The sequence below is a fragment of the Streptococcus pseudopneumoniae genome (assembly GCF_001073085.1).
Lineage (GTDB): Bacteria > Bacillota > Bacilli > Lactobacillales > Streptococcaceae > Streptococcus > Streptococcus pseudopneumoniae_M.
This window is the reverse complement of sequence record NZ_JVFV01000044.1, coordinates 25,166-50,059: the sequence shown is the minus strand read 5'-3', so window position 1 is coordinate 50,059 and position 24,894 is coordinate 25,166. Positions and strand designations below refer to the sequence as shown.

The 24,894-nt window shown below is 39.3% G+C and carries 27 protein-coding genes and 1 pseudogene; 5 read left to right on the top strand and 23 right to left on the bottom strand.

Translation table 11 applies throughout. The features are described from left to right. Positions 1 to 64 precede the first annotated feature (64 nt). The 10 genes from ADH90_RS10085 to tsaB form a co-directional block, all read right to left on the bottom strand. The gene (locus ADH90_RS10085; protein WP_049531160.1) at positions 65 to 907 is read right to left on the bottom strand and encodes an amino acid ABC transporter substrate-binding protein; all 843 of its coding nucleotides are present in this window, start codon (positions 905 to 907) and stop codon (positions 65 to 67) included. A 102-nt stretch (positions 908 to 1,009) separates the two neighbouring features. Next, positions 1,010 to 1,333: an AzlD domain-containing protein gene (locus tag ADH90_RS10080; protein ID WP_049526398.1), complete on the bottom strand. Its 324-nt coding sequence runs from the start codon at positions 1,331 to 1,333 to the stop codon at positions 1,010 to 1,012. Next, positions 1,323 to 2,018 carry an AzlC family ABC transporter permease gene (locus tag ADH90_RS10075; RefSeq protein ID WP_152904502.1) on the bottom strand — a complete coding sequence of 232 codons (696 nt, stop codon included), beginning with the start codon at positions 2,016 to 2,018 and terminating at the stop codon, positions 1,323 to 1,325. Before ADH90_RS10075 ends, ADH90_RS10080 begins: the two co-directional genes overlap by 11 nt. A gap of 321 nt (positions 2,019 to 2,339) precedes the next feature. Then, a complete protein-coding gene (locus ADH90_RS10070; protein ID WP_049531159.1) occupies positions 2,340 to 3,008 on the bottom strand; it encodes a CPBP family intramembrane glutamic endopeptidase in 669 nt (222 codons plus the stop codon). An 11-nt stretch (positions 3,009 to 3,019) separates the two neighbouring features. Beyond that, complete coding sequence (locus ADH90_RS10065; RefSeq protein ID WP_049531158.1) at positions 3,020 to 3,697, bottom strand: CPBP family intramembrane glutamic endopeptidase; 678 nt, start codon at positions 3,695 to 3,697, stop codon at positions 3,020 to 3,022. A gap of 123 nt (positions 3,698 to 3,820) precedes the next feature. Further along, on the bottom strand, positions 3,821 to 4,489 hold the full coding sequence (locus ADH90_RS10060) for a CPBP family intramembrane glutamic endopeptidase (RefSeq protein WP_049531157.1): 669 nt from the start codon (positions 4,487 to 4,489) through the stop codon (positions 3,821 to 3,823). A 115-nt stretch (positions 4,490 to 4,604) separates the two neighbouring features. Beyond that, a complete protein-coding gene (locus ADH90_RS10055; RefSeq protein ID WP_049531155.1) occupies positions 4,605 to 5,468 on the bottom strand; it encodes an XRE/MutR family transcriptional regulator in 864 nt (287 codons plus the stop codon). Between the two features lie 111 nt (positions 5,469 to 5,579). Then, positions 5,580 to 6,590 (bottom strand): tRNA (adenosine(37)-N6)-threonylcarbamoyltransferase complex transferase subunit TsaD, encoded by a 1,011-nt coding sequence (tsaD, locus tag ADH90_RS10050; protein ID WP_049531154.1) that lies wholly within the window; start codon positions 6,588 to 6,590, stop codon positions 5,580 to 5,582. Next, on the bottom strand, positions 6,580 to 7,017 hold the full coding sequence (gene rimI / locus ADH90_RS10045; protein WP_049531153.1) for a ribosomal protein S18-alanine N-acetyltransferase: 438 nt from the start codon (positions 7,015 to 7,017) through the stop codon (positions 6,580 to 6,582). Before rimI ends, tsaD begins: the two co-directional genes overlap by 11 nt. Continuing rightward, positions 7,014 to 7,697, bottom strand: coding sequence for a tRNA (adenosine(37)-N6)-threonylcarbamoyltransferase complex dimerization subunit type 1 TsaB (gene tsaB / locus ADH90_RS10040; RefSeq protein WP_049531152.1), 684 nt, complete (start codon positions 7,695 to 7,697; stop codon positions 7,014 to 7,016). The genes rimI and tsaB overlap by 4 nt, the downstream gene beginning before the upstream one ends. A 172-nt stretch (positions 7,698 to 7,869) precedes the next feature. Here tsaB and cibA point away from each other — a divergent pair, with 172 nt between their 5' ends. Together cibA and cibB are read left to right on the top strand one after the other, a co-directional pair. Then, complete coding sequence (cibA, locus tag ADH90_RS10035) at positions 7,870 to 8,052, top strand: fratricide two-peptide bacteriocin subunit CibA (RefSeq protein ID WP_049502797.1); 183 nt, start codon at positions 7,870 to 7,872, stop codon at positions 8,050 to 8,052. Between the two features lies 1 nt (position 8,053). After that, the gene (gene cibB / locus ADH90_RS10030; protein ID WP_049531151.1) at positions 8,054 to 8,197 is read left to right on the top strand and encodes a fratricide two-peptide bacteriocin subunit CibB; all 144 of its coding nucleotides are present in this window, start codon (positions 8,054 to 8,056) and stop codon (positions 8,195 to 8,197) included. A gap of 366 nt (positions 8,198 to 8,563) precedes the next feature. Here the strand turns inward: cibB and ADH90_RS10025 are convergent, their stop codons facing one another. After that, entirely contained in the window at positions 8,564 to 8,770 is a 207-nt protein-coding gene (locus ADH90_RS10025; RefSeq protein ID WP_049531150.1) for a hypothetical protein, read from the bottom strand. Positions 8,771 to 9,169: 399 nt separating this feature from the next. On the opposite strand from ADH90_RS10025, the gene ADH90_RS10020 reads away from it, so the two are divergent. Together ADH90_RS10020 and rnjA are read left to right on the top strand one after the other, a co-directional pair. Continuing rightward, positions 9,170 to 9,403 (top strand): DNA-dependent RNA polymerase subunit epsilon, encoded by a 234-nt coding sequence (locus ADH90_RS10020; RefSeq protein WP_000639568.1) that lies wholly within the window; start codon positions 9,170 to 9,172, stop codon positions 9,401 to 9,403. Between the two features lies 1 nt (position 9,404). After that, positions 9,405 to 11,084, top strand: coding sequence for a ribonuclease J1 (gene rnjA, locus ADH90_RS10015; RefSeq protein WP_049531149.1), 1,680 nt, complete (start codon positions 9,405 to 9,407; stop codon positions 11,082 to 11,084). A 113-nt stretch (positions 11,085 to 11,197) separates the two neighbouring features. On the opposite strand, the pseudogene ADH90_RS10010 reads toward rnjA, so the two are convergent. The 12 genes and pseudogenes from ADH90_RS10010 to ADH90_RS09955 all read right to left on the bottom strand — a co-directional run bounded on the left by ADH90_RS10010 (position 11,198) and on the right by ADH90_RS09955 (position 23,799). After that, positions 11,198 to 12,041, bottom strand: a pseudogene (locus ADH90_RS10010) (glycosyltransferase family 2 protein). Between the two features lie 254 nt (positions 12,042 to 12,295). Continuing rightward, positions 12,296 to 13,531, bottom strand: coding sequence for a hypothetical protein (locus ADH90_RS10005; protein ID WP_049531245.1), 1,236 nt, complete (start codon positions 13,529 to 13,531; stop codon positions 12,296 to 12,298). An 8-nt stretch (positions 13,532 to 13,539) separates the two neighbouring features. Next, entirely contained in the window at positions 13,540 to 15,027 is a 1,488-nt protein-coding gene (locus ADH90_RS10000; protein WP_049531148.1) for a glycosyltransferase, read from the bottom strand. A 108-nt stretch (positions 15,028 to 15,135) separates the two neighbouring features. Then, positions 15,136 to 15,294 (bottom strand): hypothetical protein, encoded by a 159-nt coding sequence (locus tag ADH90_RS11680; protein WP_239682004.1) that lies wholly within the window; start codon positions 15,292 to 15,294, stop codon positions 15,136 to 15,138. A 521-nt stretch (positions 15,295 to 15,815) separates the two neighbouring features. After that, entirely contained in the window at positions 15,816 to 16,853 is a 1,038-nt protein-coding gene (locus tag ADH90_RS09990; RefSeq protein ID WP_049531145.1) for an aldose epimerase family protein, read from the bottom strand. 145 nt (positions 16,854 to 16,998) lie between these two features. After that, complete coding sequence (gene lacD / locus ADH90_RS09985) at positions 16,999 to 17,994, bottom strand: tagatose-bisphosphate aldolase (protein WP_049531144.1); 996 nt, start codon at positions 17,992 to 17,994, stop codon at positions 16,999 to 17,001. Between the two features lie 10 nt (positions 17,995 to 18,004). Beyond that, positions 18,005 to 19,171 (bottom strand): SIS domain-containing protein, encoded by a 1,167-nt coding sequence (locus ADH90_RS09980; protein WP_049531143.1) that lies wholly within the window; start codon positions 19,169 to 19,171, stop codon positions 18,005 to 18,007. Positions 19,172 to 19,390: 219 nt separating this feature from the next. Continuing rightward, a complete protein-coding gene (locus tag ADH90_RS09975) occupies positions 19,391 to 19,795 on the bottom strand; it encodes a PTS sugar transporter subunit IIA (protein WP_080982654.1) in 405 nt (134 codons plus the stop codon). Between the two features lie 3 nt (positions 19,796 to 19,798). Then, entirely contained in the window at positions 19,799 to 20,620 is an 822-nt protein-coding gene (locus ADH90_RS09970) for a PTS system mannose/fructose/sorbose family transporter subunit IID (RefSeq protein WP_000185279.1), read from the bottom strand. After that, positions 20,607 to 21,512, bottom strand: coding sequence for a PTS mannose/fructose/sorbose/N-acetylgalactosamine transporter subunit IIC (locus ADH90_RS09965; protein WP_000617021.1), 906 nt, complete (start codon positions 21,510 to 21,512; stop codon positions 20,607 to 20,609). Before ADH90_RS09965 ends, ADH90_RS09970 begins: the two co-directional genes overlap by 14 nt. Before the next feature lie 26 nt (positions 21,513 to 21,538). Continuing rightward, on the bottom strand, positions 21,539 to 22,015 hold the full coding sequence (locus ADH90_RS09960; protein WP_006147736.1) for a PTS system mannose/fructose/N-acetylgalactosamine-transporter subunit IIB: 477 nt from the start codon (positions 22,013 to 22,015) through the stop codon (positions 21,539 to 21,541). Next, positions 22,012 to 23,799 (bottom strand): glycoside hydrolase family 35 protein, encoded by a 1,788-nt coding sequence (locus tag ADH90_RS09955; protein ID WP_049531142.1) that lies wholly within the window; start codon positions 23,797 to 23,799, stop codon positions 22,012 to 22,014. Before ADH90_RS09955 ends, ADH90_RS09960 begins: the two co-directional genes overlap by 4 nt. 323 nt (positions 23,800 to 24,122) lie before the next feature. On the opposite strand from ADH90_RS09955, the gene ADH90_RS09950 reads away from it, so the two are divergent. After that, positions 24,123 to 24,839, top strand: a complete 717-nt coding sequence (locus tag ADH90_RS09950) for a GntR family transcriptional regulator (protein WP_001007179.1) — start codon at positions 24,123 to 24,125, stop codon at positions 24,837 to 24,839. Positions 24,840 to 24,894: the final 55 nt, after the last annotated feature.

Sequence of the window (24,894 nt, the reverse complement as noted above, 5' to 3'; positions counted from 1 at the left end):
TTGAAACTATATGCCTAAAAGTTACAAAATCATCCACCTACGAGAGAATGGATGATTTACAAACTTATTTGATGTCAGCTTCTGCTGGGAGGTAAGAACCACCAAAGAACTGTTGAGATAATTTTTCAAGAGTTCCGTCTTTGTAGAGTTCTTGGATGCGTTTGTCAACAAATGATTTCAATTCATCTTGACCTTTTGCAAGAAGTGGGTAAACGTAAGGTTGTTGGTCGCTTGGAAGTTCGATGACTTTCAAGTTATCCAAACCTTGGTTTTTGATAACTGTTTCTACACCGATTTTATCAAAAATCTTGTAGTCAAATTGTCCATCGCTCAAACGTCCCATGATTTGTTGGAAGTCAGCTTTTGTATAGTTAAGGACAGTTGGGTTATCTGCGTGTTGTTTGTTGTATTCTTCCAATTGTTTAGCTGATGTTGTTCCTTGAACGACTTCAGTAGATTTTCCACCGATATCATCAAGTGATTTGATGCTAGTGTCGTCCTTCTTCACAACAAGAACGTTAGGGTTTTTAGCAGTTGGCGCTGCATAGAGGTATTTCTCTGCACGTTCTTTGGTATAACTAAGGTTGTTAACGGCCATTTGGTAACGATCGCTATCAAGTCCTGGGAAAATCCCTGACCACTCTGTCTTTTCAAACTTGACAGTATACTTGTCTGAGTCTTTAAAGATAGCACGAATAAGCTCAATCTCGTAACCTGTCAATTCACCATTTTCTTCATAGATAAATGGTTTTGGTGAGCCGTTAGTTGCTACGACGATTTCTTTTTTACCAGATGTTGCTTCACCAGATGCAGCATCTTTCTTTTCACCACCTGAGCAAGCTGCCAATACACCCGCGGCAACAAGTCCTAGGGCAGCAAGTGATGAATACTTAACGATTTTTTTCATGATATTTCCTCCAAAATAGAATACAATCTTATCTTAACAGAAAAAAAGGAATTACGCTATTATATGATTTCTATATTTGTGATAGGTTTTCTTTATGGCTGATTAAAAGACCAAACGTAGGACTGCTATCAAGACCACTCCAAAGAGAACAGTCCCTACCAGATTGCGGTAACGAAAGGCTACAAAGGCCGTTGGAAAGATTGCTAAAAAATCTAACCACTTTATCTGCGGAAGGCTTCCAACTTTTCCTGTCACCACACTTGAAAGAATCAAGGCAAAGATAATAGAAACTGGTAGAAATTTCAAAAAGCGCTCTACGATAGGCGGCAAACCCTTGTACTTGGCTAGGATAAAAGGAATCATTCTTGGAATCCAAGTCACCAAGCCAGAAAAGACAATTGCTAATAAAATATACTTACTGACCATCCAAAACCACCCCCATGGTACAACCTAGCAAGGTCGCAAACAGAACAGCTAATGACTGAGACACCACCGTCAAGAGCAAAAAGAAAGATACAGCTACAACTGCTAAAATTATGAAGAGATTGCGCAAAGGAATCCGTTTTTGCATAATCTGAAACTGGGAAGTAAAAATCCCAATAAACATCCCCACTAGGGCAAAATCTAAGCCAAAAATTTCTGGATTTGGTAGAAGTCCACCTAGAGCAGTTCCGACTACAGTTCCAACAAACCAAGCTACATAGCTGTTAAGGTTGTTCCCGTGCATCCACATGGGGTTAACCTTATCCGTATGCACCAACTCGCCCATCAAAACGCCATAGGTCTCATCAGTCAAGAGGCTAGACATACCGATGTTTTGCCAAAGACTGGTATGACGGAAATAAGTCGACGCATGCAAACTTAGCAAGAAGAGACGCAGATTAATCAAAAAGACCGTCATGGCAATGGCTGCCACAGGTGCTTGAACTGCTATCAAGGCTATCATGGCAAACTGAGCACTCCCAGCATAAACAAAGAGACTCATCAAACCCATCTCGACAGGTGTTACGTAGGGCGCACCGATAATGCCACAGGCAAGACCGATGCTGACATACCCCAGAGCCGTTGGCATGGCTGCCTGCACACCTTCCCAAAATCCTTTTTCTTTCATAAATTCCTCACTAATCATTCCTTCAGCGACTGCTTTCCAAACAGTCACAGCAAACATTATTATAACATATTCGTAAAATAGAAAAAAGTCTGCTGATTGACAAGAATAGAAAAAGACTGGGAGGCCAGTCTTACTATGCAACTTATAAACTATTTTAGATTTAGCACCCAAATACCAATAAACTAACAACGATCCTTTTCATCGTTGATCCTTTAAAGTTTTAGTTATACCATCTTCCAGCTAAACTTACCCAAATCCTTTTATCCAATCAAAATCACCACGATGAGGACTTTTCCCTTTATTTATGATTCTTAAAATCCTCTAAAATAACAAAGGTAGAATTTGCCCAATACCGTTATAGACTATATGCAGTCCAATAGGCCAATAAATTGACTTTGTCACTCTAAAAAAGACTGCCATTATTAGACCACTACCCATATATACGAAAAAGTCTGTCAAGACCCAACCATGACTACTGATATGCAGAATTCCAAATAAAGTAGCCGAACCGAGCACATCCAGTCCCCATTTTTTGACTTTTTCCAAAGCGGTCATCACCAATCCACGATAGATCATCTCTTCAAAAATGGGACCTGCAATCACAGGATAGAAAAAATACATCAAAAATGCCGTAGCGCCTGTAAAAGTAGGAAGATCTAGTTGATAAGAAATTGCATTTTGGGTAGGTGGGAATAGGAAAAATTTAATAAAATTCCAAATAAATAAAACAAGAAGAGCTAAAAAGGAATAGAAAAGATAGGGCACTTTAAATTTTCTGCTATTGATTTGTTGCCATTTCCCTGACCAAGCCATAACAATAAAAATAAGCAGAACCACAAGAAAATGCAACATTAGCCTCGATAGATAAAATGCAAAATCAGATAGATCAGCAGCCAAGTCACTGTGTAAAACCAGACGGATGAGGAACTGGTCCGCAATGATAAGTAGAATAGCTACAAAAAAGTAGTAGCGTGAGATGATCTTTTTCATATATCACCCTTCTAAAATCCAAATACCAATAAACTAACAATAAGCAAGAAGGTATTCCATGAAGCATGTAAAGCTATGGCCCAATAAATAGAGCGTGTATAGCGAAACATCATGCAAAATATCAAGCCCATTACAAAGTAGAGTATGAAATCCGTCGTTATCCAACCATGCTGTAAAACATGCATAGCGCCAAATATGGCAGCAGAAACAAGAACATCAATATAGTAGTTTTTGAATTTAGACAAGCTTGTCATCAAAAAACCACGACACACGATTTCTTCTGCTACAGGTGCGATAAGGATACCGTAAAGTACACGCGTAATAAAATAGCTAATTCCTGTCAAACTGGTGGCTACTTCCACTACTGTACTTCCATTTTGCGTACGAGGAAAGATACGAGTTGCTAGATTTGCCCACACAAATAATAAGAAAAAAGAAAGAAAGAAAACACCTAGGTAAGACCAACGAAACTGGAAACGACCATACTCTTTCCAATGTTCACTTTTGACAAAAATAATTGTAGATAAAGTTCCCAGGATAAGTACTAATAAAACCTGAAACACATAGTAGATCTCATCAGACAAAGCTACAGTAAAATCTAAGTCTGGTATGACATTAAAAATGAGGTAATAAGTCAAAAGCAACAAGCCAGTTGCTAGGTGAAATTTCATTTCTTTCATTTTCTTCATTGAATCAACTCCTATAGTATCCTATCTTCTACTACGCTTAAACAACTCACCTGTTGGATCTACAACCCAAGCAAAAGCACCACGACGAGGATTCTTCCCTTGATTTAGGATTTTGAAAATCCTCTAAAACAGCAACGGGAGTATATGCCCGATACCGTTATAGACTATATGCAGTCCAATAGGCCAATAAATAGACTTTGTCACTCTAAACAAGAGTGCAAATATGATACCGCCGCCCATATATACGAAAAAGTCTGTCAAGACCCAACCATAATCACTGATATGCAAAATTCCAAATAAAGCAGCAGAACCAAGCACATCCAGTCCCCATTTTTCCCATTTTTCCAAAGCGGTCATCACCAATCCACGATAAATCATCTCTTCAAAAATGGGACCTGCAATCACAGGATAGAAAAAATACATCAAAAATGCCGTAGCGCCTGTAAAAGTCGGAGCAGCGAGTTGGTAAGCAAGTCCATTTTGGGTAGGTGGGAATAGGAAAAATGTAACGAAATTCCAAATAAATAAAGCAAGAAAAGCTAAAAAGGAATAAAAAAGATAGGACCCTTTAAATTTTCTACTATTGATTTGTTGCCATTTTCCTGCCCCTACCATAAAAATAAAAACAAGCAGAACCACAAGAAAGTTCAACATCATATCCGAAAAATAATAGCCAAATTTAGATAGACCAGCAGTAAAATCATTGTTTAAAACCAGACCACTGAAGTACTGGTAAGCAATGACAAGTAGAATGGCTACAAAAAAGTAGTAGCGTGAGATGATCTTTTTCATTCTTTTTTCTCCTATACCATGGAATGAAGACAGTATAACACGAAAAATTCTATATTTTAAAAAATCGCATATTTGACATTTTTTCTGATAGGAATTTCACATTTGCGATTTCTAACTAATCTATAAGTTCTTTATATTGCTGGAAGCGTAATTCAAAAAGGGCTGTTAATTGTGGATTTTCTAATACTTGCAGAGATTGGATAAAGTGTTCAATCTCTTTTTGATTGCTTCCCTTGGTTTGAAGGAAAACACTCAATTTCTTTAAAAATTGCCATGATACTTTCTCAAAGACATCATAGGGACGAAGCATACTCTCCAACTCGGACTCAAAGATTGGGATGTAGGAGAAAAGTTTACGCTCCATAAGCTCTGAGATGATATTTAGAAAGCCACTTTTCATATACAGTCTATTGTGTGCCAATTCTTTAAATTCCTTAGATTTTTCGAGTAAGGAGGTTGATAAAAAGATCAGATATTGATTGCTCAAAAAAGGCATGGTATTGCAAAAAATATAGAGTTCAAACCAGGTCCAAGACTCGATAGCATAGAGATAGGTGGTCAAAAACTCGCTATCCTCCTCTGCTAGCGGATAGCTTTTATCTAGTGAATGGATAGCATCTTTAATCACAATAGAGTTCAAACGGCGATAAGTCTGCGCCATCTGTTCTTGCTCAATTTCTTTCAACAATTGTTCTAAGCCAGCTATATCTTGATGGGCAAAGCGATCCACAATCCTTCTACCAATTCGCATATGTGGAGATTCTTGGTAATTGTTGAGCTTGTGCCCAAATTCATCAAAGGTCACATTTATCCCTTGAATAGCTAGGATCAGCTTATCCGCAGACAGCATAGACTGCCCTAACTCAAACTTGGATAGCTGAGAGGCTGTTAGTCCAGCACAAGCCACATCTGACTGCTTGAGCTTTCTTGCCAGGCGCAATTCCTTGTAAAATTCTCCTAATTCCTGTTTTTCAATCATTACCAAACTCCCTTTTAAAAATTCCCTTTACTATTCTATTCGTAAAAACTTTTTACTTTTTTAACATATTATAAAATATTTTAGCAAAAAAGCCAGCTTCAAGCTGACTTTTTATTCCATAGTATCAAAAGCGAGACTTGGTTTGGCGTTTAGCTCCAAGCCTGCAAAGTTTTCTTTGTTCCACTCGCTAACGCTGGCATAGGCAATCATACCTGCATTGTCTCCGCAGAGACGCAGAGGCGGAATGATGACCTTGACATCTGTGATTTCAGCTGCCAAGCGTTCTCTTAATCCTCTATTAGCTGCCACACCACCAGCCACGACTAGAGTTTTAACAGGGTATTTTTCTAAGGCCTTCTTGGTTTTTGCCATGAGAATATCCATAACTGCTGCTTGGAAGGAAGCAGATAGATCTTCCTTGGATAAGCTTTCCCCCTTTTGCTCGGCATTATGGTGAAGATTGATAAAGGCAGACTTCAAACCTGAGAATGAAAACTCCAGATTGTCCTCCTTGATCATGGCACGTGGAAAATCATACACATCCTGACCTTGATGAGCCAACTCATCAATCTCACGACCTGCTGGATAGGTCAAGCCCATGACACGGCCGACCTTATCATAGGCCTCACCAACCGCATCATCTCGGGTCTCTCCAACAATCTTGTAGTCACCAGCCTCAGACACATAGACCAACTCTGTGTGCCCACCACTGACTAAGAGGGCTAGCAAGGGAAACTCCAAGGGTTCCACACTTTGAGCCGCCATGAGGTGGCCAGCCATGTGGTTCACAGGAATCAAAGGAAGGCCATGCGCCCAAGCAAAAGCCTTGGCAGCTGATAAACCAACTAGCAAGGCTCCGACCAAGCCTGGTCCATAAGTAACCGCAACAGCTGTCACGTCCTCTTCGGTAATTCCTGCTTCTACTAGTGCCTCCTCGATACAGGCTGTAATGACCTCGACATGGTGACGGCTAGCCACTTCTGGCACTACGCCCCCAAAACGTTTATGACTTTCAATTTGACTAGCTATGACATTGGACAAGAGCTGGTCGTCGTTTTTCAGGACGGCGACACTGGTCTCATCACAGGATGTCTCAAATGCTAAAATATATCTATCCTTCATCTATTTCTCTCTTCATGATAATGGCGTCCTCAACTGGATTATGGTAATAGGACTTTCTCTCAGCGATGACTGCCATTTTTTCTTTCTTGTAAAATACTTGCGCTCGGTGATTTGACTTTCTGACTTCGAGAAAAATCTCCTTGTCTGTCGGTAATGTTGCAAACAAGGCTGACGCGATTCCCTGACCCTGATAAGCTCCCTTGACAGCGATTTGCAGGACTTCTACCTCAAAGAGATTTTCCTGAACAGCTAGAAAGCCAATCACTTCTATCCCATCGTAAGCTAAAGCATACCAGGTTTGGTCTTGGGACAGGTCTGCTTGGATTTGTTCCAGAGTCCAAGGACTAACTGGATAAACATCTGCCATAACAGCATAGATAGCTTGAGCCAAGTCAGGTTGCTGTTGAATTCGTTTAATCTCGATCATAGGCGTTTGATGTAAGATTCTCCAGAATCGGTGTGATTCTTGAGCCAGTTTTCCTCAGCTTCGACACGCTTGAGGTAATTCGGCACAAAGTCGTGCAAGGAGTCTGCTTCCTTGTCCCAAACCAAAAGAGCTAGATTGGCTGCGTTTGGTAAGGTTTCTAGATAGTTGGCTTGTGGCAATTGTTCTTGGATTTGATCCACAAAGGCTCCAACTTCACCGACAAAGGTTACCTGCTCAGCATCCTTGACTTTTTCTAACACCTCTTCAAAAGATAGGTGCGCTTCTGGAAAGACTGGCTGGGCATTTTCATAAAATCCTGCATAAACATTGTTGCGACGCGCATCCATCAAGGGAACGAAGAATCCTTCTTGCTGATGTGGCACCAGTGCCAAGAGGCTAGACATACCAACTAACTCAATATTCAGAGTATGAGCCAAGGTCTTGGCAGTCGCTACTGCGATTCGCAAACCTGTGTAGCTACCTGGCCCCTCTGCCACTACGATTCGATCCAAATCCTTGGGTGTCAAATCCAAACTTGCCATCAAAAAATCGATAGCAGGCATCAGAGTGATACTGTGATTTTTCTTGATATTAATAGTCGTCTCGGCAAGAAGCTGCTTGTCCTCTAAAATAGCTAGAGAAAGAGCCTTGCTGGACGTATCAAAAGCTAATACTTTCATAACACATTCCTATCTTTTTGTCTGCTTACTATTATACTACAAAAGCTGGCACATGGGAATTTTCTTTGTTTTGTATCAAAAATCACAGTGAAAAGAAATCTTCAAAAAAATCGCAACTTTTCCTTTTCGTTTCCGAATATAAAAGTGAACAAGAAAAAAGGAGGAAAGTTCAATGACAAATTTCGAAAATATTGACAATCAATTTGTATCGCTATCTGAAAATGAATTATCAGATATTGATGGTGGTCTCGCTCCCTTGGTTATCTTTGGTGTAGCAGTTTCTTGGAAAGCTGTTGCTGGCGGAACAGCACTTGTAGGCTCTGGCTTAGCAGCTGGTTATTTTTTAGGAGGTTAGTATGATTAAAGATTTAGACAAATATCGTGAAATTTCTAATAAAGAATTGCAAGAAATCAAGGGTGGTTTTGGTGTAGGTGTTGGTATAGCTTTATTTATGGCAGCTTACACCATTGGAAAAGATCTCCGTAAAAAGTTTGGATAAGTCATGCTAGATAAAAGACACATTTTTAGAAGGATGAATTTTATTTTCTTCATCTCTTACAGTTTGATCAGTATTCTCAACGATTTAAGCATTACTACTATACCATTGCCAATTGATTTATCTGTTTGTATTGTTTTATTTTTATGCTTCAACTCTTTTTTTGAACAAAACAATCATAACTGTAAAAATAAGGATAGGGCCTGAAAATATAACCTCTGTTTGAGGGAAAATTGGACACAGAATTTGAGAAAAAGTTGAAAAATCCACCCTATCTTAATAGTTGGGGTGGATTTTTTTGTAACTAGATTCGCTATCTTTTTATACCAGATATTCGTTCAATCAGCAGATATAAATAAACAACTGAAGCTAAGCATTCAAACCAAAGTAAAATACAAGCCAAACCACATAGGTCACAAGAAGGAGGAAAATGGAATACAGTGTTACAAAGAGAATTTTCCAGTGTACAGCTGTTTTTCTATGTTCCAGCCGAACAAATAGTAGATTGCCACCGTAAACACAAGCAACAAAAACAGCAAATACCAAGAGACGAATCGCGATAGCTAGTTGAAACATAGAGAGCCTCCTTTCTCCAATTCTAAAGGCAAATATTTCAAAATCATCATCTAACAAAAAGGAGCCCAAGCAGTTGTAGCAATATGTAGAATTTCCATCCAAATAGGTGAAACACAAAATCAAGCATAGCTAGTCCTCCTTAATCAAGAAAAACCTCTTTTCTAACTTTATTATAGCACTTACATCTGATGGCTTCAAATACTTATACAAGGTAAAATGAAACCCATTTCAAGCTCCTTACTTTCATGTTTCCTGCTTTTACTAATTCCCCTTTTTATGATATAATTGAGATAATTGTAACGAATCAAGGTCAATAAAGACAAAAAATGAACTGGAATCAAACCAGCTTCAAACTGAGCATTTTTGAATATAGCTGACCTGAAAGCAGAAAGGAAACATATGATTTACAAAGTTTTTTATCAAGAAACAAAAGACCGTAGCCCACGTCGTGAAACAACACGCTCACTATACTTAGACATCGATGCTAGTTCAGAACTTGAAGGACGTATCGCTGCTCGCCAACTTGTCGAAGAAAATCGTCCAGAGTACAACATCGAGTATATCGAACTCTTGTCTGACAAATTGCTAGACTACGAAAAAGAAACTGGCGCATTCGAAATTACGGAGTTCTAATATGGCCTACACTCTTAAACCAGAAGAAGTTGGCGTTTTTGCTATTGGTGGTCTAGGAGAAATCGGTAAAAATACATACGGAATCGAATATCAAGACGAAATTATCATCGTTGATGCAGGGATTAAATTCCCTGAGGATGACCTGCTTGGTATCGACTACGTTATCCCTGATTACTCTTATATTGTAGAAAATATCGACCGCGTCAAGGCTCTCTTGATTACACACGGACACGAGGACCATATCGGAGGGATTCCTTTCTTGCTCAAGCAAGCAAACATCCCTATCTATGCTGGTCCACTGGCCCTTGCCTTAATCCGTGGAAAACTCGAAGAGCATGGACTTTTGCGCAATGCTACACTTCACGAAATCAACCACAACACGGAGTTGACCTTTAAAAATCTTAAAGCAACTTTCTTTAGAACAACCCACTCGATTCCAGAGCCATTGGGAATTGTCATCCACACACCTCAAGGGAAAATCGTCTGTACGGGAGACTTCAAGTTTGACTTTACACCAGTTGGTGAACCTGCAGACTTGCACCGAATGGCAGCTCTAGGTGAAGATGGAGTACTTTGTTTGCTCTCTGACTCGACCAATGCTGAAGTGCCAACCTTTACAAACTCTGAAAAGGTTGTCGGCCAGTCGATCATGAAGATTATCCAAGGTATCGAGGGACGTATCATCTTTGCATCCTTTGCCTCAAATATCTTCCGTCTCCAACAAGCAACGGAAGCTGCTGTTAAGACTGGTCGTAAAATCGCTGTCTTTGGGCGCTCTATGGAAAAGGCCATTGTCAATGGAATTGATCTTGGCTACATAAAGGCTCCTAAGGGAACCTTTATCGAACCAAATGAAATCAAAGACTATCCTGCGGGTGAGATTCTGATCCTCTGTACAGGTAGTCAGGGCGAACCTATGGCGGCCCTCTCTCGTATCGCTAACGGAACTCACCGTCAAGTGCAACTCCAACCTGGTGATACTGTTATCTTCTCATCTAGCCCAATTCCAGGAAACACCACCAGCGTTAACAAATTAATTAACATCATTTCAGAAGCTGGTGTTGAAGTTATCCATGGTAAGATTAACAACATCCATACATCTGGACACGGTGGCCAGCAAGAGCAAAAACTCATGCTTCGCCTCATCAAGCCAAAATACTTCATGCCTGTTCACGGTGAATACCGCATGCAGAAAGTCCACGCTGGACTTGCCGTAGATACTGGCGTAGAGAAGGACAATATCTTTATCATGAGTAATGGTGATGTGCTTGCCCTCACTGCAAACTCTGCCCGTATCGCAGGTCATTTCAATGCTCAGGATATCTACGTCGATGGAAATCGTATCGGCGAAATCGGTGCAGCTGTGCTTAAAGATCGTCGCGATCTATCTGAAGATGGTGTTGTACTGGCTGTCGCAACCGTTGACTTCAAGTCTCAGATGATCCTATCTGGACCAGATATTCTCAGCCGTGGATTTGTCTACATGCGCGAGTCTGGCGACTTGATCCGTCAAAGCCAACGCATTCTTTTCAATGCTATTCGTATCGCTTTGAAAAACAAAGATGCCAGCATCCAGTCTGTCAATGGCGCTATCGTAAATGCCATTCGACCATTCCTTTACGAAAATACTGAACGTGAACCAATCATCATTCCGATGATTCTCACACCAGATGAAGAATAAGAAAAAATTCTCTGAAATCCTATGACTTCAGAGAATTTTTTTATTATTTTTATTTTACGATAAGTTGTAGCAATTATTTTCTTTAATCAACTATTCTATAAGACTTATAACTCTTACCTCTGCTTGGTCTCAATAGCTTTTTTCACTAAAATCTGTTGATAAGCTTCCATATCTCCACATTTCAATTCTTCTTCATGAATGGATAGTCGCCATTTATAAGCCTGAATTTCCTTATCCAACAACTCCTGAGGTGCCCCAATCAGATTCAAAATAGTCAGACGCTCTTCAATACTCTTTAAAGGATAAACATCTGCAAGATTAACTGTTCTCGTCACACTTGTGGAGCGTTTTCTATGAATATAAATGGCTTTATTCATATAGGCTATCTTATTCGCTTGAAGATAAACCTTATAGGTCGTATAATCGTCTTCTACCTTCTGATCCGTTGGATAAACAATATCCTTGAAAAGCTCTGCTTTATAGAGTTTTGCCCACGGAACTGTAAAACATTGACTAATATTATACTTTCCATCATATTGATGATGGAACCAATCGAAAGAGCTGTACACTTGTTCAAAATAGTTATCTCCACCTACATGGATTAAAAAAACTTCCCTGATCTTCAATAAATTGAGTAAAATTACCAATTGCAATATCTGCATCCGTTTTTTTCAATAAATCATAAAGGCTTTGAATATGGTCTAACTCTAGACAATCATCATTATCCACAAAGACAATGTAATCACCTGTCACAGCTTCCAAAGCTCGATTGCGACTGGAAGTAACCCCTTCATTCGGCTTATGATATACTTTAACACGCATATCTTGATTTTTATATCGTTGACAAATAGCTGCTGAACCATCCGTTGATCCATCATTGATCAAAATAACTTCAAGATTTTGATAAGTTTGTTGAAGAAGGCTATCTAAACATTTTTCAAGATAGGCCTCTGACATATAAACAGGGACGATAACACTTATTTTTTACATTTTATTTCTTTCTTTATTCAATTTTTAGACCAGTTTCTTCAAATATCGCTGAATCGATACAATCATATCCTCTTAGCTACAAACTCTTGATTATATTTCCCCATACTAAGTTAATGATTCAAATACAAATTATCAGCAAGCGAAATACTAAGCTAAACGCTATATAGTTATTGATATCTTTATCTAGGAGGATCTACTCTAAAGCTTTTACGATACTTCCTTTATTTATCCGTCATTTCAAAAAGTAACTTCATCTCTTCCTTTGTCGCTAAGCACGGATTCATCTTCTGTTTATCATAAGCGGATTGATATTTTTCCGGATTCCCAAGTTGAGATAATTCATCAATCATCTCTGCTACACCATCCTTTGGAAACAGATGGTCAGTGGCATAAAACTCTGGATGGTGACTCATTTCCTTAAAAGAATAAAGGATCATGCCATTTTCAAGAGCTGCACGGCTACCATCAAGTATTTCCTGCGCATGAGAAATATCCAGATAAATACTACACGTTTGTAAAAGTTTCTCATATATCTCTCTAGATAGTCCTGGATAGAGATGAACATTTGCAAGGCAATCCAGAACTAGCAAGCGCCTTCCCATTGCTGTTAAAGCAGCAATATGAAATTCAAAATTCGGTAGGGCAGATACAAGGACTTCAATTTGTTCTAGTTCTTGCGTATTTGTCAAAATTAAAATATGCGGACGAAACTCCCTAAAGGCACCAAGAAACGTTGGCAGATAAATCAGGGGAAGATTCATATTATCTGTCTTAAATTTCAAATCTTGGGTCAGTAGTTTCCCACAACGCTCTTTTAGATATGAAATATCTTCTACAGACAACTCTTCTCTTATATAAAACATTATCTGATTAGATGAGAGGTTGGGCATATCCCTAAGCAAGCTTATATCTGATAATACTAAACAATCACCTGTGGACAATTGTTTATCTAAAATCAGTTTTATTGCTTCACCAATTGAAGAAAGCCCCTGTTCCCGACCATTTGCTTCTCGAAAAAGTGCACGATTATGAGATGAAAAAAGATAGAGTTGCTCTTGATTTTCCTGACCATAAATGTCTATCTCTTTTTTCCCACCACTCCAGATTTCTCTATGAAAACAAGTTCCCGATAAATCATAATGATCTTTTGCACAACAAACACCTTTGTTATCATACCATTCGACTAACTCCACCATTTGTGGCCACTGAGGATAGCAGTAAATCTTCCCTTTTTTATTTCCTTCGGCTACGATATCACCTGTAGAAAGAACCTCCCAAAATCTAGGTAAGGGTAGTTGAGTCATGTGTAAGGGACTTGAATTTTCATGATTAGAAAAAAAACTAGTAAAAATATTGTTAATCGTTAATGGTTTCAGATCCATCCCCATGAGTTCTAAATCTTTTTTTAGGCGATCGTCATCTGAAGACCATTCCCTCGCCAGATAATAATACATCATTTCTTTTTTTATTCCCATTCTCTAGTCAAAAATTCATGCCATTGTTCTATTATACGGTCTGATAAATACTCTTCAGCCAAGCGGTAAGATCCTTCCCTGAACTGTTCGATTTGTTTGAAGGCTTTCTCTAAAGCTTTTGTTAAATCAACCACAATTTCCTCATCCGAACGAGCATCAAAAGGAACTAAATAACCATTTTTACCCTCTCGAATAAAGGTCTGATTTCCATATGGTACATCTAAACCAACAAGAGCTTGTCCAGAACCAATTGCTTCTAACAAAGTTATACCAAGAGTTTCCCATTCCGAGGTAGCTAGGTAAAGTTCATACTCTTTGAAACGGTTTGAAATTGTCTGATGCCCCTTAAGATGGATGTAATCTTGTGCTCCTAGATTGGCAATCTCTGCTTCAATATCCGGCCATAGCATCCCTTGACCATAGATATCTAAGTTGACGTCTGGACAAATTTCATGAAAAGCAACGATTGCTTTAATTGCTAAGTCTAATCGTTTTCGACGTACAAATCGAGCGGCGAGCATCACAAAATATGGTTTTCGTTCATCTGCTAATTGCAACTGGTCTAGAGCAGCTACTGGAAGAACGCGAACTTGACCAGTTTTTCCCAGTAACTCTAAATGTTTTTCTAATTCATCCTTCTGTGCTTGCGTTGATACTAAAATACCATCAAATTCTTCAGCATATTGAAAGAGCTGATAATATTCAGAATTCATATGATCTCCCCAATAATGAATGGAGTGCACAACACAGGATAATCTTGCTTCACCCTTTAAACGTAAAAGAGGAGACATGAAGGGGAGATTCTCTAGACGATCAAGAAATATATGATCCTCTTTACTAAACTGCAACTCTGATATGGCTCGCTCTAAAAATTCAGATTCACTATAGAACCACTCCGCACCACACCGATAAACTGCTTCAGTATTGTCACCTGGTTCTTTTTTTATCTCTTCAAAAGCTACTGAACCATCTCTATTATGAAACAGTCGGCGAACAACTCTAGCTTCTAGACCAAATCCAGTATCCACTGCTGTAAAAAATTCTGTGAATAGCTTTTTCTTACCATAATGTTCTCTACGAAGTAAACGACCAAATACATAATAATCTACATAATCCACATAATCCGGTTTTAGACTATTTTTATGTAGAATGATAGTCACACCATCTTGTTCTTGAAAACTCAACTCGTGATTATTTTCCTTATATTCAGCAGTCAAATGTAAGAGCTGTTTCATATCATCTATACGGATCCCTAAGCTCATATCACGCTGATCTGTCAACAACATATGTGCTAACAGGATTTCTTCCTCAAGATGACCCAAAGATAGGTAGTAGTCCCATTTATATCGAGGAGGGACTTGTGTAAATACAAAACTGGCAGGGAGGCCCAAGTCGCGAAAAGCCTTCCCACGATATGCTTGAGCAACATCTACACCATTGGGTTCTAAACCCACCATAAGATTGAAAGTGTAAAGCATTCTTTAACTCCAAACTAAACTCTAATCACAAGCATCAAAGCCTGGACTCCTTAAAAGAAATGAACAAACAAATGATTAGATTTTCTACTTGTCTTTTAGTATTTTCTCTCATTCATCTAACGAATTGAGGTAAGCTTTAATCGCCACTACCATCGTTTCAGGAGTTTGCGAAGAAAAAATCTGGCTTTCTCCTGTTGGGTCCTTACTGGTATTATCAAAAGCAAAGATCGCTTTCCCCAACTTATGAATTTCCTGAGTGATATTCATAAGTTCATTAAAATGATTGATATCTAAATAAAAATCGATTTTGCTAAGAATATTTTCAAAATTATATCTGTTAAAACTAGGGTAGATGATCACATTAAGATATCGTTGTAAATCAACAACTTCGATGCAAAAGTTGTATGAGCCAAAATATGAAAATGAACATCAGGTAGTGCTTTTATCAAAAGCTCCAAGTATTACATTTCGTAATCAAGAGAGTTTTTTACCAAAAATCTTTATCAAAATCTAGTATTTTTAGTCAAAAGCCTAGATTTATTCCATTTTAATTATACCTTATTTTTAGCAAAAGAGCTATCATATAAATATATCTATTAGATATTATTTCAGCATTTAACTATCAAAATAAGTCAATCATCTTTATTTAGTTAGAATATTTGATATATAGAATTATCTTCTAAACTTTAGATTATTTCCTTATTTTTCAAGAATCAAAAAACAACCTAAACTATAACAGCTAGCAAATAACTAACGGTTAAAGTCTAGGTTTACTCAAAGAATAATCATTATTTCACGACAAGCTCGTAACGTGTTTTGCTGGTGAAAGTTTCACATGCTTTGAGGATGACTTGGTCTTTAAGGTCACTATGAATAGCATCTGGTAAAGCTTGCGCTTCTAAAGCAATTCCATTGTGCTGAATCATTGGCTGACCAGCGATGATGACACTCTCGTCCACAAAGTTTGCTGTGTAAACCACAAAGCAAGGAGCCTCTGTCTTGAAGAGCAAGAAGCGACCTGAACCTTGGTCATAGAGGAATCCAGCATTGTCATGTCCTGCAGGAAGAGCAAATGGATGGTCCAAACCAGATACGAGTTGGATTTGCTCATCTTCTTCTGCAAAGATATCCTTCAACAAGGCACCATTATAGATATGTTTGACCACATCACGATTAGCATCTGGGGTTTTAGCTGGAACACCATCAGGAGCAATTGGATAAATCCCCTCTGTATTCAATTGGAAGACATGGCGGTCAACTGTCTGCGTGAAATCACCAGATAAGTTAAAGTAGCTATGATTGGTTGGATTGACCAAGGTATCCTGGTCTGTCGTTACCTTGTAACTAACTTCGTAGGCACCACTTTCTTCCAAGTTGTAGCTAATCCAGATCTTAAGATTTCCAGGGAAACCTCCTGTCCCGTCTGCTCTTTCTGTGTAAAGAGTCAAACCACTATCATTCACTTCGACTAGCTCAAACAAGCTAGAATCCCAACCAGTTGAGCCACTGTGGTTACAGTTGCTAGCATTGTTGACTTCAAGATCATAGGTCTTACCATTAAGTTCGAAAGTCGCTCCTGCAATACGACCTGCAACTGGACCTACACTTGCTCCATGTTTAGGGCTATTTCCCACATAGCTTTCGAAATCATCAAAACCTAGGATAACATTGGCAAAATTGCCAGTCTTATCTGGAGTTACATAGCGTAAAATTGTTGCTCCATAGGTCATGATTTCCAGTTGGTATCCTGCCTCCGTTTCAAAACGGTAAGCGAGGACATCCTTGCCGTCAACTTTCCCAAATACACGTTCTGTGTATGCTTTCATCCTTCTCTCCTTTTTCTAATTCAATTAAGCAAACAAACCATAGAAAGCGCATTCACTCTCTATGGTTTTATTGTATGATTTACAGACACCTTTGTCAAAAACCATAGATATTTTATTAACAAAAGTCGTTTTTTCTATTTCTGATCTATGCTTCTACACGTTCAGTCCATGAAGTAGCTGTTGTTTGAAGAACCTTGTTAAGTTCATCGATGTTTTCAAATCCAGTTGTACGAAGCCATTCGCGAGCTGCTGCTTCTCCATCTTTGATGTAAGCTTCAACGGAGCCAGCCCATGTTGCACGTCCACAAAGAACACCATTGAAGTTTGCGCCTGATTCATGGGCAAAGACAAGTGTTTCTTGGAAGAGCTTAGCGGATACACCTGCACTCAAGTAGATGTATGGAAGGTTAGTTGCTTCGTCTTGCGCTTTGAAGAAAGCAGCTGCTTCTTCACGTGTATGAACGATTTCGCCATCACCAAAGCCTTCAACGTATTTCACGTTAACTGGAACTTCTACTTTCAAGACATCGATGTTGAAGCGTGGGTCTGAGAAGACTTTCATAGCTCCGATAACCTTGTGTGGTTTTACTTTAGCGTATTCAGCAGAACCTGCGTCAGCAATCTTTTCATCGTAAGCCAAGATTTCAAGGAAGAATGGAATATCTTCAGCCACACACTCAGAACCGATACGTTCGATGTAGGCTTGTTTTTGTTGGTTGAGTTCGTCAGAGCTGTCTACATCATAGTAAAGCAAGAACTTAACAGCATCTGCACCTTGTTCTTTGATACGTTTTGCAGACCAAACATCCAAGCAGTCTGGCAAACGTTTTGTACTTGTTGTGTCGTATCCTGTTTTTTCATAAGCAAGGAGAAGACCTGCTTTTTCATCAAGAGCTTTAGTCGCTGGAAGTCCATACTCAGGGTCAAGAAGCATAGATGAAGCGTATTTTGTCAATTCATCTGCTACCAATACTTTGAGTTCTTCCATTTGAGCTACTGTTGGCTCTTCTGTTTGGTATTGAGCCATAAGGCGTTTCAAAGCACCACGTTGGTCAAAAGCAAGAGCTGAGATGATACCATTCTCATCAGAGAGTTTTTGCATGCAAGCAAGTTTATTTGGGCTTAATGTTAATTTACTCATAAATAACTCCTTATTTTTCAAACTCGTGAATAATAACACCTTGAACGACGCGGTTAACTGTACCTGTAGGTGATGGTGTATCTGGTCTGTTACCAACTTTAAGTGAAGTCAAGAGAGCAAATAACTGACCATAAACGATGTAAGGGAAGACACGGTAAACATCATTCAGAACCCCACCGCATCCAAGTGCTACTTCCTTCACATTTTCAAGTCCGAAGGCTTGATCGCTCAAGAGAACAACACGTCGAGCAATTTGGTCGCCTGCAACTTCACGAACCAAGTCCAAGTCATACTTACGAGTATAGTCTGTTGTCGTACCAAATACCAAAACGACTGTATCTTCGTTGATAAGAGATTTTGGACCGTGACGGAAGCCAACTGGACTTTCATACATAGTCGCGACTTGACCAGCAGTCAATTCCAAAATTTTAAGCTGAGCTTCGTGAGCAAGTCCGAAGAATGGGCCCGCACCTAGATAAATCACTCGGTTAAAGTCTAGGTCAACCAACTCTTTGACATCTGCTACATTATCAAGGACTTTACGAGCTAAACTAGATAGCACGTCAAAACGTTCAGCTTTAACAGCAAATTCTGTTGGATCAAATACCAAAAGTGCTGTCAACATCATTGAAGTGAAGCTTGAAGTCATAGCAAAGCCAGCATCGTTAGAAGCAGCTGGTTGTAGCAACAATAGGTTGCGGTCATCACCATGCGCTTGGAGAGCCAATTTCCCTTCAGCAGCACAAGTGATTGTCACTTGATAAAGCTCATCAACCAAAGCCTTGGCCAGGTCAACTGTTGCCACACTCTCAGGTGAGTTCCCGCTACGCGCGAATGATACCAAAACAGTTGTCACATCTTTTTTCAAATAAGTTTGTGGGTTTGCTACAATATCAGTTGTCGCGATAGCATTAAAATTCCATTTACGTTCATCATAAACTTCTTTAAAGTAAGGAACGAGAGTATCACCTACATAAGCAGAAGTTCCAGCACCAGTCAGGATAACTTTGATGTAGTCATGTTTGTCAGCAATTCCTTGTAAGAAGGCTGCAATTTCATCACGTCGTGCTTGATAAGCTTCAAAAGCTTCTTTCCAAACGTCTGGTTGTTGGTAAATTTCGCGAGTTGTGATTTCTGCCCCCAACTCAAGCAAATCTTCTTTTGTATAATCTAGCATTGAAAACCTCTAATCTAATATTGTTTCATGATTGAAAACATGGGAATGGGAGCTGCTCCCATTCCCATGTATATTTTCTATAAGATGATTTAACGTTTTAACGCAATCACATCTTATACTCAATGAAAATCAAAGAGCAAACTAGGAAGCTAGCCGAAGGCTGTACTCAAGTACGGCAAGGCGAAGCTGACGTGGTTTGAATTTGATTTTTGAAGAGTATTATTCATCTTCATCGTCGTCGAAGCTTGCCAATAAATCATTAACTTTCACAATGTTTTCTGAAGCACGTCTCTTATAGTCCACATCCATGCCAGTTAGGCTTGCATTGATAAACTCAATGACCATTGGAAGGTTCATTCCTGCATAAAGTTCAATGTCGCGACCTTCCATAATCAAACGGCTCACCACGTTACATGGAGTTCCGCCAAGAAGATCCGCAAAGACTAGGAAATCATCCAATCCTTCAACAGCAGCTTCAAATTTTGCAGTAAATTCTTCTGGCCCATCTTCTGGAAGAAGAGCTACCGCATGGATGTTATCTTGTGGTCCCATAATCATCTCTGTGCTACCTTTAAGTTCTTCACAGAAACGACCGTGACTCACTAAAATCAATGATTTAGTCATAAACTATGCGCCCATTCCAAGTGCAAATTTACCAAGAGCAGAAAGAGCCAAGGCAAGCACGATAATGATACCGATAGCTTTTGTAGAGTTCATACCTTTCTTACCAAGCAACCAGAAGATGAATGCAGTGAAGATCGCTGGAAGCAAACGTGGGAAGATTGAGTTCAAGATGTCTTGGAAGTCAATCATCTTTTCACCGATTGGCAATTTGTATGAAATTTCAAAGTTGATCATTGTTGCTACAAGAGCCCCCATCATGAACACACCAAGTACAGATGCAGCTTCAATCAAAGCTGTCAAAGTGCTTTGCATGTTGTTGATAAGGTTAACCCCTTCTTTGTAGGCAAATTCCAACTGTTTCCAACGGAAGATGTCATAAGCTACTGCAACTGCGATCCAAAGGAAGATACCCCAAGGTTGGCCAGCGATAGCCATTGTTGCAGCGATAGATCCCATGATAGCAGGAACAAGTGAACCAAAGATAGTATCTCCAAGAGGAGCGAATGGTCCCATCAAACCTGTCTTGATACCGTTAACCGCATCTTTTGAGACAATGCCATCTTTTTCTTCCATGGCAAGATCAAAACCAGCGATGATAGTGTGGAAGAATGGTGAAGTGTTGAAGAATTGAGTATGAACTTTCATCATTTCTTTCAACTCAGGAGTTCCATCTCCATACATTTTACGCAATTGTGGCAAGATCATGTAAAGGTAACCTGATGCTTGCATACGCTCGTAGTTCCATCCCAATTGGAAAGTGAACAAGCTACGTTTGTTAATTTGATTAAAATCTTCTTTTGTTAATTTGTAATTAGAATTCGTCATCTTCAATTTCCCCACTTTCTGATGGTGTAGAAGGTGCTGCTACAGCAACTTTTTGGCTGTTCTTGAAGTGAAGCACTGCAAGGAAGATACCTACGATAGAGATACCGATCATAGACAAACCTTTGAAGTTGTTGGCAAAGCCAATTTTTTCAGCAACGTCAGCAGGAAGAGTGCCAACGAGACCAGCAACTACTCCACCAAGACCTGTTACGTATGAGTAAAGTACAGTCAACATAGCTGTCAAACCGAATCCCATAGCAAGGTAGTGAAGGTTACGTTTAACTGGAAGGTAACGAAGCAAGATAGCGAATCCAAGGCCTGGAAGCATACGACCTGCAAGAGTCAAACCGTCTGCAACCCATTGGTATTCTTTAACAAGGTTTACAACACCTTGTACGAATTCTCCACCGAAAGCAAGGGCGAAGAATACTGGAAGGGCACGAGATAGAGCCCAAGGAACTGCACCAAGAAGATAGTTACGTTCGATTCCTTTGTAGTCAAAGCGTTCGATCGCAGCATCAATACGGTGAGCGAAGAATGTTGTAGTCATACGACCAAGTACGTCGAAGTAAGTCAAAAGTGCTGCTACTGGTACAGCGATTGTAGTGATCGCAAGGTCTGTTTCGATTCCTTGTGAAACTGAGAAAGCAGTCGCAAGAACCGCACCAGAAGTTGCGTCGATACGAGAAGCACCACCGAAGGTACCTACCCCAAGTACGAACAACTGCAAGCTACCACCGATAAACAAACCAGTTGTCAAATCTCCCATGACTAAACCAGTAATGAAACCAGCGAATACAGGGGAACCTGCAGAAGAAACGATCGTCAACTCATCACAGATTTGATAAGCTGAGTACAAAGTGAGAAGTAAAATTTGCCACCATTGTATCATAACAATGACCTCCTAAAAATTTTTTCCTATTTTAATAAGCTCAAAAAGTCTGAAACTGGATCATTTGGAACCATTTGAGCAGTAAGTTTAACACCTTTTTCCGCCAATTTGTGGAAATCTTCTACGTCTTTATCAACAACGTTAATAGAACGTGTGATAGGACGAGTTTCTGGTGTTTGAGACATGTTGCCGACGTTGACAGTTTCAAGCGGCACACCTGCTTCGACCAAACCGAGGAAACGGTCAGGTTTGCGTGCTACAATCAAAAGACGTTGGCTATCATATTTACCAGCAAGGATATTCGCCGCTGCTTTATCAACTGGCAAAATACTAAGTTTTACACCTGGTGGTGTTGCAAGTTTCAAGCCGCTTTTTTCAACGTCGTTGTTCACAACTTCATTGTCAACGACCATGATACGTGAAACATTAAGTTTAGCAGACCAAAGGTTTGCCACTTGTCCGTGAATTAAGCGCCCATCTATACGGCATCCTACAATTGTCATAAATTTTCCCCCTTTATATGTTTTAGTGTAGGTTTACGAGTTAAGTGTATGTGATCTTCATAATCCCCTTCAGTTTCAAAGATAATGATGCGGTTAGCACCTTCCTTGAGATAGCTGTGCGGAATATAAAGCGATAAGGTTGGACCAACATTCCAGAAACGACCTAGATGATGGCCATTGACATAGACAATCCCTTTACCAAATTCAGATAGTTCTAAGTAGGTATCCTTCGGAGCCTCAACTTCAAAGTCATAGGCGTAAAAGGCAGGCTGTCCTTCTGTCCATCCTTTTGAGAAATCAATCTTTTCAGGATTATCTAGTGGAAGCGGATATTGTTTCCAATTGAGCAAGAAATGCAGATCTTTACAAACACCTGTACGAATCCCTTTTCGCTGGGTATCTGCTAAGAATTTGTGACCATAATTGACACGCCCCATATTTTCTACCAGGATATCAAAACGAGAGAGCGCTTTCTTTTTTCCTTGATAGAAGATATCTTCACCAATTTCTGTTTGGTACTGAGTTGCAACCCATTTACCATCTACAAATAGCTGAGCTCTGTCTCGACCGTCAATGATGCGGATGCGTTCTTCTTCTGCATCCCAACTAGCTTCTGTACGATAGAGTAGATAACCGTAGCTTTGCCCCAACTCTTCCATTTTCTTAGGATAGAGACTCTCGATAGGACTTGTTAGGCTATCCAAGGTTCCAAAGAGAGAAACTTTCTCAACCAGTGGAATGTTTTCAACTTCCATACTCTCTTTGTAAAGCGGTTCTAATTGTGGATACTCAGAATAGTAAGTTGCCATCATTTCCTTAACTGCCATGTATTTAGCAGTTGGATTTCCAGCTTCATTAAGGAGAGCGTCATAATCATAAGATGTTACTTGTGGTAAATCAATGGTCCCTCGAGCTGAACAACCATTCATAAATCCAAAGTTGGTTCCACCGTGGAACATGTAAAGGTTGATAGAGGCTTGCTCTAGCACCTCATGTACGGCTTCTGCTAACTCCTCTGGATCACGCGTGATGACTGGTTCTTTCCATCGGTTAAACCATCCATCCCAGAATTCCATACACATGAGTGGCCATTTCTTGCCATACTCATCAAAGAACTCTTGCATTTGCGAGAAGTTAAAGTTAGCTTTTGAACCAAAGTTCCCTGTCACAAAGAGATCATCTTCGATTAAGGTTCCAGCTTTCAGAGTTGCTCGCCATGGGCCATCAGATGTAAAGAGCGGACAAGTTACTGAACGTTCTTCCATCAATCGGCGAATCTCACGCAAGTAAGTCTTGTCCTCACCGTATGAACCGTACTCATTTTCAACCTGCATCATGAGGATGTTACCACCATTGTCCAACAATCTTGAAACAAGACGCGGAAGTAAATGATCGTAGTAACGTCCTACCATTTCAACAAAGGCTGGATCAGAAGAACGGATTCGCATGTCTTTATTTAAAAGCCATGCTGGTAAACCACCGAATTCCCACTCTGCACAGATAAAGGGAGATGGTCGAACAATAGCATACAAGCCTAAGTCCTGAGCTGTCTGAAGAAATTTGTCAATATTAAGATTGCCTTCAAAATTGAAGTTTCCTTCAGTTGGCTCATGCAAATTCCAAGCGACATATGTTTCAACGGTGTTGAAACCTAAAGCTTTGAGATTGTATAATGAATGATACCAGTCTTCTTCAGGAATTCTAAAATAATGAATGGCACCAGATAAAATTTTGAATGGTTTCCCATCTAGGTAAAAATCATCCTCAATTTTAAACCTTGCCATTTTACCACCCCATACTTTTCCGTTTGCGCTTTCATTTGTTGTTATATTAAATAATAAACTAATGAATCCATCTTGTCAATAGATTTTTCGAAAATTATTTAAATTTTTTCTTTTTTTACTGAATTGTTTTCTAAAATTCTTGTAAAAAATTTTTTTCTTAAAGATTCTCGATCTAGATCTCATAAATGTATAAGTTTATAACCATAAATAATATGTAAGTCAATCACTTAGCCTATTATTTTATTTTTTTACATTATTTACTATCATTTTCAAACTATTTATGGTAAAATCGAAGATGGAGAAGGAAAAAATGAGGTGAAAATATGGCAATTCCAAAGTATCAATATATCAAAGATGAATTGAAAAACAAAATCATTTCAGGTCAATTTGCAAGTGGCGACAAGTTCTACACTGAAGCAGAATTGATTGCAATGTATGACGTAAGTTCAATCACTGTTGTTCGCGCCTTAAACGACCTTGCTAAAGACGGTTATATTGTCCGCCAACAAGGAAAAGGAACCTTTGTGGCTCGCGCTCGCAAGCACAAACTCGTAGAATTTTCTGATGTAGAAATTTTTGAAACCAAGGACGATAAAGTCACTGTTCTTTCTATTGAACGCGGTAACGATCTTAACTACTTAGAAAAATTGGGATTGCGTGGCGATCAATTTTATTACAAAATCGAACGTGTCCGTGAATCTAACGGTGTTACTTATATCTACCACACATCTTATATCCCTGAACAATACATCAATGCAAACTATCCAAATCTTGAATACTATAGTTCTATCTATAATCGTTTCAAATTGGACTACCACATTCACATGAATGACGAGCATTTTGAAGAAATCAATGAAATTGTATTTCCAACTCCAGAACATGCTGCTTCTATCCTAGGAATCGACTCTCAGTTCCCAACTGTTCTCCAAACCAAGACAACTAAACTTGAGTCAACTGGCCAAGTGTTGGAATACATTGAAACTTACAAACGTTCTGATTTCTATAAGATTAAATTTATCTCATGTGATCGCGATCACTAAACATTAAAAAGTCTGAGACAATCGTTTCAGGCTTTTCTGTTTTTCATTATAGCAC